Genomic DNA, 15,115 nt, shown 5'->3' with positions numbered 1-15,115 from the left:
GTCGGCGTCGAGGACAACTTCTTCGATCTCGGCGGCCACTCCATCAAGGCGATCGCCCTGGTCGGTGCCCTGCGCGCCGAAGGCTTCGAGGCAGCCGTCGGCGATGTGTTCCGCCACCGGACCGTGGCAGGACTCGCGACAGCGCTGCGCGCCAGTGCCGGTACGCCCGCGGCGGAGCCCGCTGTCGTGGCACCCTTCGGCCTGATCCCGGAGGAGGACAGGGCCAAACTGCCCGAGGGGCTGGCCGACGCCTTCCCGCTGGCCCAGGTGCAGCTCGGCATGCTGGTGGAGATGCTGGCCGACGACGGCCTGAACAAGTACCACAACACCACCACGTTCCGGATCAGGGACGGCCGGGCCTTCGATGCCGGTGCGCTGGAACAGGCGGCGAGGGCGCTGGTGGAACGGCACGAGATGTTGCGGGCGTCGTTCGCGCTGGAGGGCTACTCCGTACCGCTGCAGCTCATCCACCCGAGCGCGGAGATTCCGGTCACCGTGCACGATCTGCGCGGGCAGGACGAGGAGAGCCAGGCGGCAGCTCGTCGCGAGCACGTGGTCGGGGAGCGCGCCGCCACCTTCGACCTGGAGCGCCCGCCTCTGCTGAGGGTTTCGGCACTCGTGGAGTCGGACGAGGCCTGGTGGCTGTCGGTCAGCGTCTGCCACCCCATCACCGAAGGGTGGAGCCACCGTTCGCTGCTCAGCGAGGTCGTGGAGGGCTACCTGCGGGTGCGCGGCGGCGAGTCGCTGCCCGCGCCGGAGCCGCCCGCCGTGCGCTACGCGGACTTCGTGGCGGCCGAACGGGCCTCCCTGGAGTCGGACGAGGACCGCGGATACTGGCGTGGTGTCATCGAGGGCCACGCCAAGTTCGAACTGCCCTCGGGCTGGGGCGGTGACGAGACGCCCCGTCCTGCGCACACCGTCCGCGTTCCGCTCGCCGACCTCGCGCCGGCGTTGCGCGCCGCCGCGAGCGACACCGGCACCTCGCTGAAGGCCGTTCTGCACGCCGCCCACCTGAAGGTGATGAGCCTGCTCACCCCGGAGGAGGCCTTCCACACCGGACTCGTCTGCAGCGGTCGCCCGGAAATCCTGGGCGCGGAGCGCGTCTACGGCATGTACCTCAACACCGTGCCGTTCGCCTTCCGGAGCGGCGCGCGCACCTGGCGCGAGCTCGTCCGTCAGGTCTACGACCAGGAGGCGGCCCTCTGGCCCCACCGTCGCTTCCCGATGCCCGTGATGCAGCGCGAACTGGCCGACGGATCCCGCCTGCTGGACGTCCGCTTCAGCTATCTCGATCTCAAGGACGCCCAGGCCGAGTCCGACATCGTCGACGCGGACTCCGGAATGGGCGAGGGCGCGACGGAATTCGGCCTTGCCATAGCGGCCCGTGCGAGTGGTCTGCTCCTCACGGCCGATCCCCGCCGCCTCACCCCGGCCGCCGTCGACCGGCTGGCGTCGATGTACCGGGCCGTCCTGGAGGCCGTGGCCCAGGACGTGGACGGGAGCGCGGAGTCCACGTATCTGCCGGGTGGCGAACGGGAGTTGGTGCTTTCGTCCTGGAATGACACGGTGACGCCGGTGCGTGAGGTGTCGGTCTCCGAGCTGATCGCTGAGCGGGCGGCCGAGTCGCCGGGTGCGGTGGCGGTGGAGGCGAAGGGGCTGCGTCTGACGTTCGGTGAGCTGGAGGACCGGGCGAATCGTCTGGCGGGGGTGCTGCGTTCCCGTGGGGCAGGTGCTGAGTCGTCGGTGGCGGTGTTGCTGGATCGTTCGGTGGATCTGGTGGTGGCGTTGCTGGCGGTGTGGCGGGCGGGTGCCGGTTATGTGCCGCTCGATCCGATGCTGCCGCGTGAGCGGGTGGAGGGCATGCTGGCGGATGCCGGGGTGTCGGTTGCGGTGACGTCGGCCGCGTATGTGGACCGCTTCACCGTGGATGTTGTGCGGGTGGATGAGGATCACCCCGAGGCGGGGTGGCTGCCGTCGGTGGATCTGGATGCGCTGGCGTACACGATTTTCACGTCGGGGTCGACGGGTCGGCCGAAGGGTGTGCAGGTTACGCATCGCAGTCTTGTGAATCATGTGGACTGGGCGGTGCGGGAGTTGGCTTCGTGCGGTTCGGGTGGTGCGCCGGTGTTCTCGTCGGTGGCGTTCGACCTGGTCGTGCCGAATGTGTGGGCGCCGTTGGCGGCCGGGCAGCGGGTGTGGCTGTTCGACGGTGAGTTGACGGAGCTGGGGCGGGAGTTGGCGGAGGCGGGCCCGTTCTCGTTCCTGAAGCTGACACCTGGTCACCTGGACGTGATCGGTAGCCAGCTGAGCGACAACCAGGTCCGTGGGCTCACGACACGGATCGTGGTCGCGGGAGAGGCTCTGCCCGGTGCGCTCGTGGAGCGCTGGCGTCAACTCCTCGGCGCCGGACGGATATTCAACGAGTACGGCCCGACCGAGGCGACCGTCGGCACCTGTGTCTTCCCGATCGAGGCGCCGTTCGACGGTGTGGTGCCCATCGGCCGACCCCTGCCCAACGTCCACATGCGTGTCCTGGACGCCGAGCTGCGTCCCGTGCCGGTGGGCGTCGTGGGGGAGTTGTACGTCGGCGGCCTCGGCGTCGCGCGCGGCTACACCGGTGACTCGCCGCGTTCGGCGGAGCGGTTCCTGCCCGACCCGCACGGCGAGCCCGGCACCCGGATCTATCGGACCGGTGACCTGGCGCGCTGGCGCGCCGACGGCGCCGTGGAGTTCCTGGGCCGTATCGACGACCAGGTGAAGGTGCGCGGCTACCGCATCGAACTCGGGGAGATCCGGGCCGCGTTGATCGCCCACCCGAAGGTCTCCGACGCGGCCGTGACCGTCACCGACGACCAGCGACTGGTCGCCTACGTCGTCGGTGGAGCCGACGACCTCCGCGACGCCCTGGGGTCCGTGCTGCCCGAGTACATGATCCCGTCGACGTACATCGAGCTGGACAGCATCCCGCTCACGGCGAACGGCAAGCTCGACCGGCGTGCCCTGCCGGATCCCGAGGCCGGCGCCGCGGACACGTACATCGCCCCGCGCAGCGAGGTCGAGGAGAGCATCGCGGCCATCTGGGGTCAGGTCCTCGGCCTGGACAAGGTCGGCGTCGAGGACAACTTCTTCGACCTCGGCGGACACTCCATTCTCGCCGTACGGCTGATCTCGCGGCTGCAGACCGAGTACGACCTCGACCTGCCGGTTCGGGTCGCCTTCGAACGCCCCACCGTGGCGCAGCTCGCCGTGGAGATCGAGGACCGGGTGCGGGCCGAGATCGACGCACTCCTCACCGACGCCCGCTGAACCTCGCCCCACCTCCCGTTCCAAAAGAGCCCCACCAGAAGGGACCCCCATCGCCATGGGATCCGCGCGACACCTCATCTCCATCACCGACCTGACCGACGACGAGCTGCGCGGCATCGTGGCCAGAGGCGTCGAATTCGCCTCGGGAGCACGGGCGAAGACACTGGACGGCGCCGTCGTCGGTGTCTACTTCCGCCGTACGTCGACCCGGACCCGTACCGCGTTCACAGCCGGGGCGCTGCGCCTGGGCGCGCAGACCGTGACGTTCGGGCCCGGTGATCTGCAGACCAACACCGGTGAGACCAGCGAGGACACCGGGCGGGTGCTCGCCGCAATGCTGGACCTGCTGGTGGCCCGGACCGCCGACGCCACCGCGGAGCTGCGGACCTGGGCGGCCGCCGGGGACATGTCGGTGGTCAACGCGATGAGCGCCGAGGAGCATCCGACCCAGGCGCTCACCGATCTGACCACGCTGCAACGGCACTTCGGGCGGGTGGACGGCCTGCGACTGCTGTACGTCGGCGAGGGCAACAACAGCGCCGCCGCTCTCGCGCTGGCCCTCACCCGGTTCCCCGGCACCGAGCTGGAGCTGCGCACGCCGCCCGGCTACGGGGTCGCGCCCGAGGTGCTCGCTCAGGCGGCGGAGCAGGCGGTCCGCAGCGGCGCGAAGGTGATCGAGCGGCACGACATGAGCGCGCTGCCGGCCGACCTCGACGCCGTCTACACCACGCGCTGGCAGACCACCGGCACCAGCAAGCCGACCGAGGACTGGCGCGAGGTCTTCGCGCCGTTCCAGGTCACCCGGGCGCTGTGGGAGTCCAGCCCGAAGGCCGTCTTCCTGCACGACCTGCCCGCCCACCGCGGCGAGGAGGTCACCGCCGAGGTCCTCGACGGGCCGGCGAGCATCGCTTTCACGCAGGCCACGCACAAGCTGCACAGCGCGATGGCGGTCCTGGAGTGGTGCTGGGCGGACGGACGATGACCGGTACGGAACTGGAGACGCGGGACGGCGGCGAGGAGAAGCTGCCGCCGCTGCGCAGCAACGGGCGGTTCCGGCTGCTGTGGGGCGGTTCCGCGCTGTCGGTCATGGCGGAACGCTCCTCCACCATGGCCTTCACCCTGCTGGTGCTCTGGCACACCGGGTCGAAGAGCGCCGCGGGCCTGGTCGGTTTCAGCGCCCTGCTGCCGATGCTGGTCATGCAGTTGCCCGCCGGTGTGCTGGTGGACCGCTGGGACAGACGGCGGGTGATGCTCGTGTGCGTGGCGGGCCGGGCACTGGCGATCGGGTCGGTCGCCGTCTCGCTCGCCGGGGACGAGGTACGCGTCTGGCACATCGCGATCGTCGCCTTCGTGCAGGGCAGTCTCACCGTGTTCTACCAGCTCTCCGAACGGGCCGCCGTGCGCGGGGTCGTACCGCCCCAGCAGGTGTCCACCGCGATGGCGCAGAACGAGGCGCGCTCCCGCGCCGTGAACTTCGTCGGGCATCCGGCGAGCGGTGTGATGTTCGGCCTGTCGGCCTGGGTGCCCTTTCTGTCCAGCACCGGGCTGTACTTGATGTCCCTGCTGACGCTCGCCCGGTTGCGGATCCCCCACAACAAGCACTCGGGCAAGGCCAGGAGCGCCCGCGGAATGCGCGAGGAGATCTCCAGCGGACTGCGCTGGGTGTGGCAACGCGCCTACTTCCGCTCGGCATTGCTCATCATCGCGGGCAGTAACCTCGTCTTCCAGGGGCTCATCCTCACCGTCGCCGTCATGGTCAGGGAGCAGGGCAGACCCGCGAGTACAGTCGGCCTGATCATGGCGGCCGGCAGCATCGGCGGACTTCTGGGAGCCTTCAGCGGCGGGTGGCTGAGCAGGCGGCTGCCGATGCGACGCGTGATGATGTACGCGCATATCGCCTGGGCCCTGATCATGCCGGGAACGGTATTTCTGTTGCATCCCGTGACACTTGGGATTCTCTTCTTCATAACGTCGCATATAGGAGCCGCTGTTACGGTCTCCGGTATGTCCCATCAGGTGCGCATCACGCCGGACGCCATGCAGGGGAGGGTCGGCAGCGTCGTCATGCTCCTTGTCTCCGGGGCGAGTTCGCTCGGCGCGCTCGGCACTGGCTACCTCCTCGAAGGTGTCGGTACGCGTGGGACACTGGCCATCGCATCCGGAGTGATGGCCCTGCTCGCCGTGGTGGCGACCGTCGTGTTCACCCGCCCCGGGGCGGAGCGCGAAGACCGGAGCGCCCAGGACGAGGCGTCCGGACCTCAGCAGGAGCTGACGGCCGGTCCCCCCACCACCATGACGCTACGGAGAATCGATGGATGACGCAGTGCGGCTGGTGTCGCTCACCAAAACCTATGGCTCGGGCAGTGGCGCGGTCAGCGCGTTGCGCGAGGTCGACCTGTCCTTCCCGTGCGGCAGCTTCACGGCCGTGATGGGGCCCTCGGGATCCGGCAAGTCCACGCTGCTGCAGTGTGCTGCCGGACTCGACCGGCCCACGTCCGGGCGGGTGTTCATCGACGGCACCGACATAGGCGGTCTGAACGAGACCCAACTGACGGAGTTCCGCAGGGAGTCCACCGGATTCGTCTTCCAGGCGTTCAACCTGCTGCCTTCCCTGACCGCCGCACAGAACGTCGGGTTGCCGCTGCGGCTGGCCGGCCGCAAGCCCGGTCGGCAGACCGTGCTGCGGGCGCTCGCCCAGGTCGGCCTCGAGGACCAGGCCGGCAAGCGGCCCAGCCAGCTGTCCGGTGGTCAGCAACAGCGGGTGGCGGTGGCCCGCGCGCTGGTCACTCGTCCCGCCGTGCTCTTCGCGGACGAGCCCACCGGCGCACTCGACATCACCACCGGCCGTGAACTGCTCGAAGTGCTGCGCAAGTTGGTGGGCAGCCCGGTCACGGGCGGCCAGGGTGCCGACGACCCCGAGCTCGACGAGCCCACCACCATCGTGATGGTCACGCACGACCCGAACGTCGCCGCGTACGCGGACCGTGTGGTGTTCCTCGCCGACGGCGCGCTGGTCGGCGAGCTGGTCACGCCGACGGCCGAGGCGGTCGCCGCCCGCATGACCGATCTGGCGGTGTCGTAGTGCTCGGCATCGCCCTCCAGACCCTTCGGGCGCGCTGGGTGTCGTTCCTCGGCACCATCGTGGCGCTCGTGCTCGGCGTCGCGCAGGTAGCCGCCATGGGCGTCCTACTGATGACGATGCTCGACCTGCCCGACCGCCCGCCCGAGCGGTTCGCCCAGGCCTCGGCCGTGGTGCTGCCCACCGACCCCGACTGGGACCCCGCCCATCACGACCTCGGCGTCCGCTCGCTGCCTGAGGCCGAAGGCGTCACGCAGGACCTGCTGAACCGGGTCTCGGCCACCGGGGAGACCGTCGTCGACCGGGCCTTCTACGCCCAGCTCCACGACGGCCCGAAGAACCAGGTCGGCCACCCCTGGGCGGTCGCTCGCTTCGGCGGCTACAAGCTGACGAGTGGACAGCAGCCCACCGGGGACCGGGAGATCGTCGTCCCCTCCGATCAGGCGCACACCGGCGAGAAGGTCACGGTGATGACCGCCGCCGGAGTCTCCACGTACACGGTGTCCGGCACGGTCGCCCCGGTCGACTGGGAGAACGCGGTGTTCTTCGGCGACGCCGAGGCCGCCCGGATCTCCCCGCGCATCCAGGCCCTGGTGGCGCTCGGCCCGATCGATCAGGTGCGCGGCGTCGTCGGCAAGGATGCCGAAGTCCTCACCGGCAAGGACCGGCACAAGGCCGATGCCAGCGAGGCCGAGGACCGGGAGACCCTCGACAACACCATCACGCTCGTCCCGGTGATGGCCTCCGTCGCGGGCACCACCTCCGTCTTCGTCGTGGCGTCCACCTTCGCCTTCGCCGTCATCCAGCGCCGCCGCGAGGTCGCCCTGCTGCGCACCGTCGGCGCCACGCCCAAGCAGGTCCGCCGCATGGTCCGCGGCGAGGCCCTGCTCGTGGGCACGCTGGCCTCCGCGCTCGGCACGGCCCTTGGCCTGTACGGGGCGCAGTTGCTCACCGACATGCTCATCGACCTCGACATCTCACCGCCCTGGTTCCGTGTACGGCCCTCGCTGCACTGGACGGTGACCGCGCCGCTGGCCGGCGCGTTCCTCGTCGGAGTGTTGGTGGCGCTGTGCGGAGCGGCCGCCGCCGCGCACCGCGCCGGACGCGTACGACCCGTCGAGGCGCTGCGCGAGGCCGCGGTCGACGACTCCGGGATGACGCCGGGCCGTCTGCTGATCGGCGCCCTCGGCGTGGGCGGCGGCGTGGGACTGGCGGCGTGGATCGCCGTGGGCAAACCGGCCACGATCCTCTCGCCCAACACCTACGTCACCGAACTGCTGGTCCCCGTGCTGGCCGCCGCCGTCATCGCGCCTCTCGCCATCGGCCCGCTGGCCCGCCTGCTGATGTGGCCCTTCCGCAACTCCGCCGGGCCCACCGCGATGCTGGTCCGTGAGAGCGTGCTCACCTCACGCAGGCGTACCGCCGCCACCGCGGCACCCATCCTGCTGACCGTCGGCCTCGCCCTGTCGCTGCTCGCCGCCACCGACTCGCTCGGCGCGGCCCGCGACCACGGACTGCGCAACCAGGTCGCCTCCGAGTACGCCCTCGCCCCCGACGGCACCCCGGGCATCAGCCCCGAAGTCGTCGACCGGGTCAAGAAGATCGACGGCGTACGGATCGCGGCGCCCCTCCTCACCACCGTCTACACCCGCGACGAGGACCGCTACGACGAGAACGACGGCATGATCGTGGACACTTCCGCGCTCAAGCGAACCATGGACCTCACCATCACCCAGGGCTCCCTCGACAAACTCGACGACAACAGCATCGCCGCCCCCGACCTGTGGGGCTGGGACGCCGGCACGTCGCAGAAGATCCTCCTCGGCGACGGCGAGGAGGCCACGCTGAAGGTCGCGGCGGTCTACAAGGCCATGCGCGGCGAGGACGTCGCGTACCTCCCGGAACGCTTCGCCCCGTCCGCCGCCTACGCCCGCGACGGCCTGGCCCGCCGCGCGTACATCACCCTCGATTCCGGTACGGACAAGGCAGCCGCCACCGCGGCCATCACGAAGGCGGTCCAGGGCACGGGGGCACGCTTCCTGACCCGCGACGAGCTGGTCGCCTCGGAGAGCGCGTACGCCCGCCACCTGATCGAGGTTCGGCAGCGCTCGACAGCCGTGATCGTCGTGCTGTTCTGCTTCATCGCGATCCTCAACACCCTGCTCATGGCGACCTCCGACCGGCGTCGCGACCTGGCGGTGCTCCGCCTCGCGGGGGCCACCCCCAAGCAGGTCGTACGGTTCTTCGTCGCCGAATCGCTGCTGGTGGCCGGCATCGGCGTCGTCCTCGCGCTGCTCGCCTCCGCCGTCAACATCGCGGCCCTGTGGGCAGCGCTGCTCCAACTCTTCGGGACGACACCGATCGTGGCGCCGTGGCTCGTGGTCGTCGGCATCGCCGCCGTCTCCACGGTGCTCGCCGTCATCGGCACGGTACTGCCGGTCTCGGCGGCGCTGCGCTCCCGGATCGTCCAACTGGTGGGCGCCCGCGAATGACATCGTCCAACTGGTCGGGCCCCCGCGCATAACGCGGACGCTCCTCCCCCGAAAGACCGCGCGCGGCCTGGTCCCTCCCCCCGTGGGGACCGGGTCGCGCGCTTTTCCATGCCCGCCGGCCACCGCCGTGCGTGCCTGCATGCGTACGACAGTTCGCGTAGAGGCGCGGTATAGGCCCCCACCGGAAGCTGACGGCGGATCCGGGTTCGTATCCCGGTCCGCTGTCCGAACAGACCTCCGAGAGGGAGAGCCGACATGGCTGACGAGCAGACCGACGACCGCGTGTACCGGGTGGTGCTCAACGACGAGGAGCAGTACTCCATCTGGGCCGCGGACCGGGACCTGCCCGCGGGCTGGCACGCGGAAGGCACCGAGGGGACCCGGCAGGAGTGCCTGGACCGCATCGAGGAGGTCTGGACGGACCTGCGCCCGGCGAGCCTGCGCCGCCGCATGGAGCAGGCCACCGCCTGAGAGGCGTCCGCCCGAGGCAGCGCCCGAGAGACGTCCGCCCGAGCGGCCGGCGTCCCGGACACGTCCGCCTCGAGGCGCACGCACACGCACAGCACCACGGCCGAGAACCGAAAGAAGCACACGGTGGGGGAGGAGCGCTCAGCATGAGCACGGGCGGAGTTCGTACGGGCCAGGAAGCCGGGGACCAGCGCGAGGAACTGGTGCGCGCCCGGCTCGCCGGTGCCCGCCGGGGGCGGCGCGCCGCACTGCGGCGGGCGGACCGGGACGGCCCTCTGGCCCTCTCCCACGGCCAGCAGCAGATGTGGTTCCTCAGCCGCCTCGACCCGGACAGCTGGGAGTACAGCGTTCCGGTCGTCCTGCGGCTGCGGGGACCGCTCGACGCGGAAGTGCTGCGCCGCGGCTTCGAGTCGCTGCACTCCCGGCACGAGATCCTGCGCACCCGCTACCGTCTCGACGGCGCGGAACCGGTCCAGCTCATCGACCCGCCCGGCCCGTTCGACCTCCCGGTCGACGATCTGACGGGACTGGCCGACGCGGCGGAGCGGGAGCGCCAGGCGCTGAGTCTGGCCGAGGCCGAACCGGGCCGCCCTTTCGACCTGGAACGGGGCCGGCCACTGCGCGCCCGGCTGATCCGTCTCGCGGACGACGACCACATCCTGGCCGTGGTACTGCACCACGTGGCCTGCGACGAATGGTCCGTCGGCCTGCTGCTCGGCGAACTCGCCGTCCTGTACGAGGAGTTCGCGGCAGGCAGGCCCGATCCGCTCTCCCCGATCGACTTCCAGTACGCGGACTACGCGGCCTGGCAGCGCTCCCGCCTCGCCGACGGCGCCCTCGACCCCCATCTCGCCTACTGGCGCGAACAGTTGGAGGGTGTCACCCCCCTGGAGGTACCGACCGACCGGCCCCGCCCGGCCACCCGCAGCTGGGCCGGCGACGCGGTGCCCGTCACCCTGCCCGCCGAGCTCGCCGAACGGCTGCGCGGCCTCGGCTCGGCGCACGGCGCCACCCTCTTCACGACCCTGCTCACCGGCTACCAGGCCCTGCTGGCCCGCTACACCGGACGCACCGACATCCCCGTCGGCACCGTCGTGTCCGGACGTGGCCGCCCCGAGCTGGAGCAACTCGTCGGCTACGCCATCAACACCCTGGTGCTGCGCGGCCGCTGGCAGGGCGACCCCTCGTTCCGCACCCTTCTCGACGGCGCCCGCGCCACGGTCCTGGACGCCTTCGACCACCAGGAGTACCCCTTCGCCCGGCTGGTCGACGAGCTCCAGCCGGAACGCGATATGTCCCGCACCCCGCTGTGCCAGGTCGCCTTCACCCTGCACCAGGAGCGCACCGAGGCCTTCCGTCTCCCCGGAGTGTCCGCCGAACCGCTGCGCGCCACCTCCCGCGTCTCCCGTTTCGACCTCACCCTCCAACTGGGCGAGCGGGCGGACGGCTCCGTGCTCGGCACGCTGGAGTACAGCACCGCGCTCTACGACCGCGCCACAGCCGAGCGGCTGGCCCGCCACTACGTGCGCCTGCTGGAGTCCGCCGCCACCGACCCGGACCGCGCCCTGTCGCTGCTCGACCTGCTGGACGACACCGACCTGGCCGTCCTCGCGCCCGCGCCGCGCCTCTTCCCGGCACCCGAGCGGTGCGTGCACGAGCTCTTCGAGGAGCGGGCCGCCGCCACCCCGGACGCCACGGCGGTCGTCCTCGGCGGACAGCGGCTGAGCTACTCCGAGCTCGACACCCGCGCCAACCGGCTCGCCCACCACCTGCGCGAACTCGGCGCGGGGCCGGGAGAGTTGGTCGCCGTCAGCCTGGACCGCGGCATCGACCTCGTCCCCACCCTGATCGGCGTCCTGAAGTCCGGCGCGGCCTACCTTCCGCTGGACCCCGAACACCCGGCGGAGCGCCTCGCCTACACCCTCAAGGATGCCGGCGCCCGGATCGTCGTCACCTCGGACGCCCACGCCGAGCACCTCGCCGCCGCCCACGACGGCCGCCTGGTGAATCTGGAGGGTGAGCACGACACCGCGGCCCTGGCCGCCGCGCCCACCACCGCCCCCGCCTCCGGCGTCCGCCCCGACGACCTGATCTACACGATTTACACCTCGGGCTCCACCGGCCGCCCCAAGGGCGTCGGACTCACCCACGCGAACGTACTGCGCCTGTTCACCGTCACCGAGGAGCACTACGGCTTCGACGAGCGCGACGTCTGGCCGCTCTTCCACTCGTACGCGTTCGACATGTCGGTCTGGGAGCTGTGGGGCGCCTTGCTGTACGGAGGCCGCCTGGTCGTCGTACCCGCGGACATCGCCCGCTCCCCGGAGGACTTCCTGCGCCTGCTCGCCGACGAGCGGGTGACCGTCCTCAACCAGACCCCGTCCGGCTTCCGCGGCCTGGTCGCCCTCGCCGCCGACGCTCACCCGCTGGTCGACGAACTCGCTCTGCGCGTCGTCACGTTCGGTGGCGAACGCCTGGACATGCCGGCCCTGCGCCCGTGGGTCGCACGCCGTGGCCTCGACCGTACGGCGCTGGTCAACATGTACGGCATCACCGAGACCACCGTGCACACCACCTACCACCCGGTCACCGAGGCCGACCTCGCCGCCGACCACGGCAATGACGTCGGCGTACCGCTGCACGACCTCCAGGTGCAGCTGCTCGGCGGCCACGGCGAATTGGTGCCCATCGGCGTCTCCGGAGAGATCCATGTCGGCGGCCCGGGTGTCGCCCGCATGTACCTGGGCCGCCCACGGCTCACTGCCGAGCGCTTCCTACCCGACCCGTACGGCCCGCCCGGCTCCCGCCTCTACCGAAGCGGTGACCTCGCACGCCGGCGCCCCGACGGCGGTCTGGACTACCTCGGTCGTATCGACCACCAGGTCAAGATTCGCGGACATCGCATCGAACTCGGGGAGATCAAGGCCGCGTTGACGGCCCACCCGCTGGTGCGTGACGCGGTCGTCGTCGCCCGCGAGGACACCCCCGGGGACAAGCGGCTCGTCGCCTACATCGTGCTCGCGGGCGAGGCCGTGGTGGCCCCCAGTGAACTGCGCGCCCTGCTGGGCCGCACGCTGCCCGCCTACATGATCCCCACCGCATTCCTGGCCCTCGGCAGGATCCCGCTCACCGTCAACGGCAAGCTGGACCAGGCCGCGCTGCCCGCGCCCGACCGGGGCGCCCTCGCCGTCGGACGGGCCCATGTCGCTCCGCGCACCGCCGCCGAGGAGCGGATGACCGGGGTCTGGCGCGAGGTCCTCGGCGTCGACCGGGTCGGCGTCACGGACAGCTTCTTCGACCTGGGCGGCGACTCGCTCCGCGCCGTCTCCCTGGCCGCCGCGCTGCGCGACGCCGAGTACGACGTGACCGTCCGCGACGTGTTCGCGCACCGCACCCCGGCCGAGCTCGTCGAGTTCCTCACCGGACGCCCCGCGCCCGCCCGCCCGGAACCGGGCGTCGCCCCCTTTGCCCTCCTCACGGACGAGGACCGCGCGCGCCTGCCGGAGGGCGTCGTCGACGCCTATCCGCTCGCCCAGGTGCAGCTCGGCATGGTCGTGGAGATGCTCGCCGACGACGGCCGCAACCACTACCACAACTCGACCTGCTTCCGGATCCTCGACGAGGATCCCTTCGACGCCGAGGCGCTCCAGCAGGCCGTACAGGTCGTCATCGGCCGCCACGAGATCCTGCGCACCTCGTTCGCGCTGGACGGGTTCTCGGTGCCGCTGCAGTTGGTCCACGACCCGTCTCGGGTCGACTCACCCGTCCGTACACGAGACCTGACCGCACTCGACGCCGAAGCGGCCGAGCAGTCTCTGCGCGCCTTCATGACCGAGGAACGCGCCGAACTCTTCGACCTGACCCGGCCCCCGCTGATCCGCTTCACCGCGCACACCCGTGACGACGGCAGCTGGTGGCTCACCCTCACCGAGTGCCACGCGGTCCTGGAGGGCTGGAGCCATCACTCCCTCCTGATGGAACTCGTCACCACCTACCGGGCCTTGCGTGACCGGCAGCCACTCCAGGAGCCCGAGCCCGCCGCCGTGCGCTACGCGGACTTCGTGGCAGCCGAGCTGAACTCCCTCGACTCGGACGAGGACCGCGACTACTGGCGCGGCATCGTCGAGAACCACCCCAAGTTCGTGCCGCCCGCCGGATGGGGCGACGACCCGCTCACCACACCTCGCGGCCTGCACCGCGCCTGGGTCCCCTACCACGACCTCGAATCCGGGCTGCGCGCCCTGGCGAGCGAGGCCCAGGTCCCCATCAAGAGCGTGCTGCACGCCGCCCACCTGAAGGTGATGAGCCGGCTCACCCCCGAGGAGACGTTCCGCACCGGCCTGGTCACCAACGCCCGCCCGGAGGCCGTCGGCGCCGAACGCGTCCACGGCGTCTACCTCAACCCCCTGCCCTTCGCCTTCCGGCGCGGGGCCCGCACCTGGCGCGAACTCGTCCGCCAGGTCTTCGATCAGGAGATCGAGGTCTGGCCGCACCGTCGCTACCCGCTCGGCGCCATGCAACGCGAATTCGGCGCCGGCGAACGCCTCGTGGACGTCCGCTTCAGCTACCAGAACTTCCGCCAGGTCGACCAGGACCTGATCGACTACGCCGCGACCATCGACGACAGCCCCACCGAGTTCCCGCTCGGTGTCTCGACCCGCGCCGGCTTCATGGTGATCACCGCCAACCGGCACATCATCGGCCGCGCGGGCGTCGACCGGCTCGCCTCCATGTACCGCTCGGTCCTCGAATCCATGGCCGCGGATGCGGACGGCGACGCCGAGCAGGTCGTCCTGCCGGGTGGCGAACGGGAGTTGGTGCTTTCGTCCTGGAATGACACGGTGACGCCGGTGCGTGAGGTGTCGGTCTCCGAGCTGATCGCTGAGCGGGCGGCCGAGTCGCCGGGTGCGGTGGCGGTGGAGGCGAAGGGGCTGCGTCTGACGTTCGGTGAGCTGGAGGACCGGGCGAATCGTCTGGCGGGGGTGCTGCGTTCCCGGGGTGTGGGTGCTGAGTCGTCGGTGGCGGTGTTGCTGGATCGTTCGGTGGATCTGGTGGTGGCGTTGCTGGCGGTGTGGCGGGCGGGTGCCGGTTATGTGCCGCTCGATCCGGTGCTGCCGCGTGAGCGGGTGGAGGGCATGCTGGCGGATGCCGGGGTGTCGGTTGCGGTGACGTCGGCCGCGTATGTGGACCGCTTCACCGTGGATGTTGTGCGGGTGGATGAGGATCACCCCGAGGCGGGGTGGCTGCCGTCGGTGGATCTGGATGCGCTGGCGTACACGATTTTCACGTCGGGGTCGACGGGTCGGCCGAAGGGTGTGCAGGTTACGCATCGCAGTCTTGTGAATCATGTGGACTGGGCGGTGCGGGAGTTGGCTTGGTGCGGTTCGGGTGGTGCGCCGGTGTTCTCGTCGGTGGCGTTCGACCTGGTGGTGCCGAATGTGTGGGCGCCGTTGGCGGCCGGGCAGCGGGTGTGGCTGTTCGACGGTGAGTTGACGGAGCTGGGGCGGGAGTTGGCGGAGGCGGGCCCGTTCTCGTTCCTGAAGCTGACGCCTGGCCATCTGGAGGTGATCGGCGGTCAGTTGAGCGACGATCAGATACGTGGGCTCACGACACGGATCGTGGTGGCGGGAGAGGCTCTGCCCGGTGCGCTCGTGGAGCGCTGGCGTCAACTCCTCGGCGATGGACGGCTTCTGAACGAGTACGGGCCGACCGAGGCGAGCGTCGGTACCTGTGTCTTCCCGGTCGAGGGGGCGCACGAGGGTGTGGTTCC

At 70.9% G+C, this 15,115-nt stretch carries 7 protein-coding genes; all 7 read left to right on the top strand.

Annotated features, from left to right (window positions below; translation table 11 throughout):
- Positions 1 to 3,306, top strand: a 3,306-nt coding sequence (locus ACIBK0_RS50765) for an amino acid adenylation domain-containing protein (protein ID WP_399097013.1), incomplete at its 5' end; no start/stop codon positions are given.
- Between the two features lie 55 nt (positions 3,307 to 3,361).
- Positions 3,362 to 4,288, top strand: coding sequence for an ornithine carbamoyltransferase (locus ACIBK0_RS50760; RefSeq protein ID WP_399097010.1), 927 nt, complete (start codon positions 3,362 to 3,364; stop codon positions 4,286 to 4,288).
- Positions 4,285 to 5,625, top strand: coding sequence for an MFS transporter (locus ACIBK0_RS50755; protein WP_399097007.1), 1,341 nt, complete (start codon positions 4,285 to 4,287; stop codon positions 5,623 to 5,625). The genes ACIBK0_RS50760 and ACIBK0_RS50755 overlap by 4 nt, the downstream gene beginning before the upstream one ends.
- Positions 5,618 to 6,388: an ABC transporter ATP-binding protein gene (locus ACIBK0_RS50750; protein ID WP_399097004.1), complete on the top strand. Its 771-nt coding sequence runs from the start codon at positions 5,618 to 5,620 to the stop codon at positions 6,386 to 6,388. The genes ACIBK0_RS50755 and ACIBK0_RS50750 overlap by 8 nt, the downstream gene beginning before the upstream one ends.
- Entirely contained in the window at positions 6,388 to 8,877 is a 2,490-nt protein-coding gene (locus ACIBK0_RS50745) for an FtsX-like permease family protein (RefSeq protein ID WP_399097001.1), read from the top strand. Before ACIBK0_RS50750 ends, ACIBK0_RS50745 begins: the two co-directional genes overlap by 1 nt.
- A gap of 255 nt (positions 8,878 to 9,132) precedes the next feature.
- Positions 9,133 to 9,348, top strand: coding sequence for an MbtH family NRPS accessory protein (locus ACIBK0_RS50740; RefSeq protein WP_028805844.1), 216 nt, complete (start codon positions 9,133 to 9,135; stop codon positions 9,346 to 9,348).
- Between the two features lie 143 nt (positions 9,349 to 9,491).
- Positions 9,492 to 15,115, top strand: a 5,624-nt coding sequence (locus tag ACIBK0_RS50735) for an amino acid adenylation domain-containing protein (protein WP_399096997.1), incomplete at its 3' end; no start/stop codon positions are given.

It is taken from the genome of Streptomyces sp. NPDC050564, assembly GCF_044457265.1.
GTDB lineage: Bacteria > Actinomycetota > Actinomycetes > Streptomycetales > Streptomycetaceae > Streptomyces.
The sequence above is the reverse complement of the archived record's forward strand: the minus strand, read 5'-3'. Positions and strand labels throughout refer to the sequence as shown.

Coding starts and splice junctions, on each gene's coding strand:
- ACIBK0_RS50760 (WP_399097010.1), top strand. CDS start 3,362: ATGGGATCCGCGCGACACCTCATCTCCATCACCGACCTGACCGACGAC.
- ACIBK0_RS50755 (WP_399097007.1), top strand. CDS start 4,285: ATGACCGGTACGGAACTGGAGACGCGGGACGGCGGCGAGGAGAAGCTG.
- ACIBK0_RS50750 (WP_399097004.1), top strand. CDS start 5,618: ATGGATGACGCAGTGCGGCTGGTGTCGCTCACCAAAACCTATGGCTCG.
- ACIBK0_RS50740 (WP_028805844.1), top strand. CDS start 9,133: ATGGCTGACGAGCAGACCGACGACCGCGTGTACCGGGTGGTGCTCAAC.